Annotated in this window: 5 protein-coding genes; 1 reads left to right on the forward strand and 4 read right to left on the reverse strand. The window is 62.7% G+C overall.

Going from position 1 to position 5,284, the window contains the following annotated elements; genetic code table 11:
* From VGP39_RS25445 to VGP39_RS25460, 4 genes are all read right to left on the reverse strand, one after another.
* Window positions 1-456, reverse strand: a 456-nt coding sequence (locus tag VGP39_RS25445; protein WP_327570853.1) for an ABC transporter substrate-binding protein, incomplete at its 3' end; no start/stop codon positions are given.
* A 44-nt stretch (window positions 457-500) separates the two neighbouring features.
* Window positions 501-2,894 carry a xanthine dehydrogenase family protein molybdopterin-binding subunit gene (locus VGP39_RS25450; RefSeq protein WP_327570854.1) on the reverse strand — a complete coding sequence of 798 codons (2,394 nt, stop codon included), beginning with the start codon at window positions 2,892-2,894 and terminating at the stop codon, window positions 501-503.
* Entirely contained in the window at window positions 2,891-3,376 is a 486-nt protein-coding gene (locus VGP39_RS25455) for a (2Fe-2S)-binding protein (protein WP_327570855.1), read from the reverse strand. The genes VGP39_RS25450 and VGP39_RS25455 overlap by 4 nt, the downstream gene beginning before the upstream one ends.
* Window positions 3,373-4,254: a xanthine dehydrogenase family protein subunit M gene (locus VGP39_RS25460; RefSeq protein WP_327570856.1), complete on the reverse strand. Its 882-nt coding sequence runs from the start codon at window positions 4,252-4,254 to the stop codon at window positions 3,373-3,375. The genes VGP39_RS25455 and VGP39_RS25460 overlap by 4 nt, the downstream gene beginning before the upstream one ends.
* A gap of 179 nt (window positions 4,255-4,433) precedes the next feature.
* On the opposite strand from VGP39_RS25460, the gene VGP39_RS25465 reads away from it, so the two are divergent.
* Window positions 4,434-5,284 (forward strand): LLM class flavin-dependent oxidoreductase (locus tag VGP39_RS25465; protein ID WP_327570857.1); only part of this gene is annotated, 851 nt, incomplete at its 3' end.

The following is a 5,284-nucleotide window of genomic DNA, read 5'->3' on the forward strand; positions in this document are numbered from 1 at the left end:
CCACATGTCGTGCTGGACCTTGCTGTTGACCTGGAACGAGAAGTTGCCCATCAGCAACAGGCCGCGCTGCTTGACCAGCGGCATGATCGGCGCCGTCGGCACGGTCGCATAAGGAGCGAACAGCAGGTCGACCTTGTCGACATCGAGAAGTTTTGAGTAGATCGCCGGCGTTTCCGACGCGCTCGATTTGTCGTCATAGACGACGAGCTCGACCTTGCGGCCGAGCAGGCCGCCCTTGGCGTTGACGTCGTCGCGCCAGATCTCGATGCCGAGCAGCGACGCCTTGCCGCCCCCTGCGAGACCGCCGGTCTGCGGCATGCTCATGCCGATCTTGATCGGCGGCTGTTGAGCGCCGGCGCTTGGGATCAGTCCAAGCGTAGCGATAGCGCCTGCGCTTGCCACCGCCAGCAAACTGCGACGGGAAATCGATCCTGATGTGGTGGTCTTCCTGGTCATGGTCCCTCCGGTGGATTGTTTGTTCTTGGCTTGGTGTCTTCTTATCAAATTCGCCCCAATGCTGTCAGTACGACTTGTGGCGTCAGCGGGATTTCGGTGATGGTCGCGCCAAACGGCCGCAGCGCATCATTGACCGCATTCGCCACCGCCGCAGCCGCCCCCGCCGTGCCGGCTTCGCCGGCGCCCTTGGCGCCCAGTTCCGTCTCCGAAGTCGGCGATACCACGTGACCGACGTCGATATCGGGCATTTCGCCGGACATCGGGACCAGGTAATCGGCCATATTGGCGTTGGTGAGCTGGCCGCGCTCGTCGTAGATGCATTTCTCGAACAGCGCGGCGCCCAAACCTTGCACCACCCCGCCCCTGATCTGCTCGTCGACCAGTTGCGGGTTGATGATGGTGCCGCAATCCTCGACCACCCAATGTTTCAGCAGCTTGATGAAACCCGTATCGGTGTCGACCTCGAGCCAGGAGGCCTGAACGCCGTTGGTGAAGGCGAACGGGTATTCGCGGGGAACGAAATGCCGCGTCGCCATCAATTCGGGCTGGATGCCCGGCGGCAGCGTGTCGGGGCGGAAATACACGATCCGCGCCAGCTCTTTCAGCTCAATGCGCGGCGCGCCGTCGTTCGCGTTCACGACCGCGTTGTCCGCTATATCGAGTTCGGCCGGCGACGACTGCAGGATGACCGCCGCGACGTCCAGGATGTTCCGGCGCAAAATTTTAGCAGCCTGCAGGGCCGCCTCGCCGCCGATGCCGGCGCCGCGCGACGCCCAGGTGCCGCCGCCATAGGGCGTGTTGTCGGTATCGCCGAGGATGACCCGCACGCGCTCCATCGAAACGCCGAGCACGCTGCCGACGATCTGCGCGGTGAGCGATTCCGAGCCCTGCCCCTGCTCGGTAATGCTGGTCTGGCAAATGATTGAGCCTGTGGCATCCATCCGCACCGCGACGCCATCCTGCGACGAGATTTTCGCGCCGCCGACGCCGTAAAACGCCGCACTTGGATTGGTGACCTCGATGAAACTGGCGATGCCGATGCCGCGATGGATGTTTTTCCTTCGCAGCTCCGCCTGTTCGGCGCGCAGCGCGTCGTAGTCCATCATCGCCATCAGCTTGTTCAGCGAGGCGTGGTGCGACAGCAATTCGAAGCGGAGGCCGGAGGGCGCGGCGCATGGATAACCGTTGTCGGGAATAAGGTTGCGGCGGCGAATCTCGACCGGGTCCATGCCGATCTTCATCGCTGCAAGATCGACCAGCCCTTCGGTCACCGAACAGGCGATGGGATGGCCGACGGCGCGGTACTGGCACATTACGTTCTTGTTCTGAAACACGACACGCGCACGGGCGCGATAGTTCTTCGAGGTGTAAGGACCGCCGATCAGATTGACCACCTGGTTGGCCTCGATGGCGCTGGTGCGCGGATACATCGAGTAAGGACCGATCCCGGTGAGATCGTCGATCTCGAATGCGGTGATGGTGCCATCGCGCTTGACGCCGATCTTGCCCTTGCAGCGATGATCGCGGGCGTGGATGTCGGTATTAAAACTCTCGACCCGGTCGGCGACGAACTTCACTGGCCGACGCAGGAATTTCGTAAGCGCGTAGGTTGCCATCTCGTCGGCGTAGATATGGACCTTGATGCCGAACGAGCCGCCGACGTCCTTGCAGACGATCCGCACCTGCGCTTCCTCGAGGCCGAGGTGCAGCGCCGCCAGATTCTGCACCATATGCGGTGCCTGGGTGCCCTGATAGATCGTGAGCCTTGCTTCCGCTGCGTTCCAGTCGGCGACGACCGCGCGCGGCTCCAGCGTCACGCCGGTGTGGCGGCCGAAGATGAAGTCCGCCTCCACCACCTCGTCGGAATCGGCAAGCGCCGCATCGACGGCGCCGGAATCAAAATTGCGTTCGAAAGCGAGGTTGTCGCCTAGTGACGGATGAATCACCGGGGTTGCCGAATCGAGCGCGGTGCGCATGTCGGTCACCACGTCGAGTTCCTGATATTCGACCGTGACGATTTCCGCCGCGTCCTCTGCAATTGCCCGGCTTGTCGCCACGATGGCGGCGACCGCTTCGCCCTGCCAGCAGACACGATCTATCGCGATGGCGTGTTGTGGCGCGGATTTGAGGCCCTTCAAGTGTGTCAGCACGCCGACCCACGGCGTGATGACTGCCGCGAGCTCCTTGCCGGTCACGACGGCGATAACGCCCGGCATCCGCGTTGCCGCTTCGGCATCGACCTTTAGAATTTTCGCATGCGCATGCGGCGAACGCAGGAACGCGACGTGACCCATCCGTGGCAGCACCATGTCGCTGACATACAGCCCGCGGCCCTGCATCAGTCGCTCGAGGTTCGGCCGTGGCACCGTCTTGCCGATATAGGAGTTCGGCCGGTCCAGCACCGAGAGACCATCGGGATTTGCGGACGCTTCGCTCATGGCGCGCGCACCTTCCGCGCACGGGCTGTCGTCTCGATGGCGTCGATGATGGCCTGATAACCGGTGCAGCGGCAGTAATTGCCGGAGAGATGCTCGCGGATTCGCTCGCGGTCCGGTTCGGCCTCGAGCTTCAGCAGGTCTTGCGCCGCCATCAGCATTCCCGGCGTGCAAAATCCGCACTGCAGCGCGTTGCGGTCGCGAAACGCGGCCTGCAGATCGGCGATTTCGCCGGAGTCAGACACCCCCTCGATAGTTACGACAGACGCGTTCTGCGTCTGCACCGCCAGCATCAGGCAGGAGCGGACGATGTCGCCGTTGACGCGCACTGTGCAGGCGCCGCAGACCCCATGTTCGCAGCCGACATGCGTCCCCGTCAGTTGCAGGTGCTCGCGCAAAAAGTCCGCGAGATTGAGGCGCGGCGGCACGTGCGTATCGACGCGCTCGCCGTTGACGTCGAGCGAAATATGCACATGTGCCGTCAAGCCGATCCCCCGGCATCAAGATCGGGACGGCCGAGAAGTGCCGCCACGCAACGCACCAGCAGCACTTTTGCCAGATGCCGCCGCATGGCAGCCGACGCCTGCTGATCGTCGTGCGGATCGAGTTCTTCATCCAGGGCGGCGCATGCATCGGACAGTGCCGCGGGTGTCACGGCAACTCCGGTGAGCCTTTTCGCCGCTCTCGCCAGCACAGGGCGGTCGCCGACCGCAAAGAAAGCCAGCCGCAGATCGGCAAGGATATCGGCATCGACGATTGCCTGCGTGGCGAGTCCGAGAATCGCATAGTCGCCGTGCCGCCGCGCGAATTCGTGGAAGAAGTGTGCGGAATTTTTTGGGTTTGCCGGCAACTCCACGGCGACCAGCAATTCTTCCGGCGACAGCGCGGTTTCGTAGATCCCGGTGAAGAAATCCTGCGCCGCGATCCGCCGTTCGCCAGCCAGGCCGCGAACGATGATTTCCGCATTCAGCGCCAGCATGCAGGCCGGCAGTTCCGATGCCGGATCGGCATGGGCGAGACTGCCGCCGAGCGTGCCGCGGTTGCGAATCGCGGGATGCGCGACATGGGCAATGGCCTTGGCGAGCAACGGCGCGTGCGCGGCAATTTCGCCCGATCGCGCAAGGTCGACATGGCGCGTCAGCGCGCCGATCCGCACATGATCGCCGGTCGCTGCGATGCCGCGCAATTCCGCAAGTTCGCCGATGTCGACGATGAGTTCGGGAGAGATCAGCCGCAGGTTCATCGCGGGCATCAGGCTTTGGCCGCCCGAAAGCACTTTCGCCCTGTCCCCGTGCACGTGCAACAGTTCCAGTGCGTTGAAAACGCTGGTTGCGCGCGCGTAACTGAAAGCCGAGGCCTTCATTAGAGCTGACCTCCCCGGCCGTGCTTTGGCGATTTTTTCAAGATTAGACGGCGGCGACCATCAAAGGTCAAGTTTGTTTATCGAGCGATTATTTCCGTGTCGTTCGACTTTCGGACTTGTTATGATGGCATCAACGAAGCAGGTTTTCGCACAAAACCAGCCGCAGGGAGGCGCAGGCAATGAAGCTCGGATTCTTCACCATGCCGATGCACCCTGTCGACAAGGACTGGCGGCAATGCCTCAAGGAAGACCGCGAAGCCTTCCTGCTGGCCGACGAGCTCGGATTTACCGAAGCCTATGTCGGCGAGCACACCACCGACAGAGCGGAGAATATCACCTCCTGCATCGCCTTCATGGCCTGGATCGCGGCGGCAACGAAGCAAATCAAGCTGGGCACCGGCACCATCAACATGCCGAATACCCATCCGGCGGCACTCGCGGCCTCGCTGGCGATGCTGGATCACATGCTCGACGGGCGGCTGATCTTCGGGATCAGTCCCGGCGGGCTGCTGTCGGACGCCGAAGCGTTCGGCAATCTCGACGCCAACCGCAACGAGATGTTTTTGGAAGCCATCAATCAGGTGCTGGAAATCTGGGCCGGCGAGGCGCCCTACAATATCAAAGGGAAATACTGGAATATCTCGACCGAGCGGCATTTGATCGAGGATATCGGCCAGGGCTACATCGCCCGGCCGCTGCAGCGGCCGCATCCGCCGATCGTGGTGACCGCGGTGGCGCCGTTTTCGAAGGGCGTCACCGAGGCGGCCGCGCGCGGATGGGATCCGATCTCGGCGAATTTCCTGATGCCGGCCTGGGTCAAGAGCCACTGGCCGAAATATGTCGAGGGCTGCGAGCGCGGCGGCCGCGCTGCCGATGCCGGCAACTGGCGGGTGGCGAAGAGCGTGTTTGTCGCCAAGGATGCGGCGAAGGCAAAGGCCTACGCCACCGATCCGGACAGTCCCTATGTCAATTATTATCGCTCGCTGTTCACCAAGCTGAAGAAGAACGGCCGCATCGAGTTGTTCAAGAC

It is taken from the genome of Bradyrhizobium sp., from assembly GCF_036009065.1.
GTDB lineage: Bacteria > Pseudomonadota > Alphaproteobacteria > Rhizobiales > Xanthobacteraceae > Bradyrhizobium.

What these genes read in the sequence shown, in the direction of transcription:
- VGP39_RS25460 (WP_327570856.1), bottom strand. Translation starts at nt 4,254, where the DNA reads ATGAAGGCCTCGGCTTTCAGTTACGCGCGCGCAACCAGCGTTTTCAAC.
- VGP39_RS25450 (WP_327570854.1), bottom strand. Translation starts at nt 2,894, where the DNA reads ATGAGCGAAGCGTCCGCAAATCCCGATGGTCTCTCGGTGCTGGACCGG.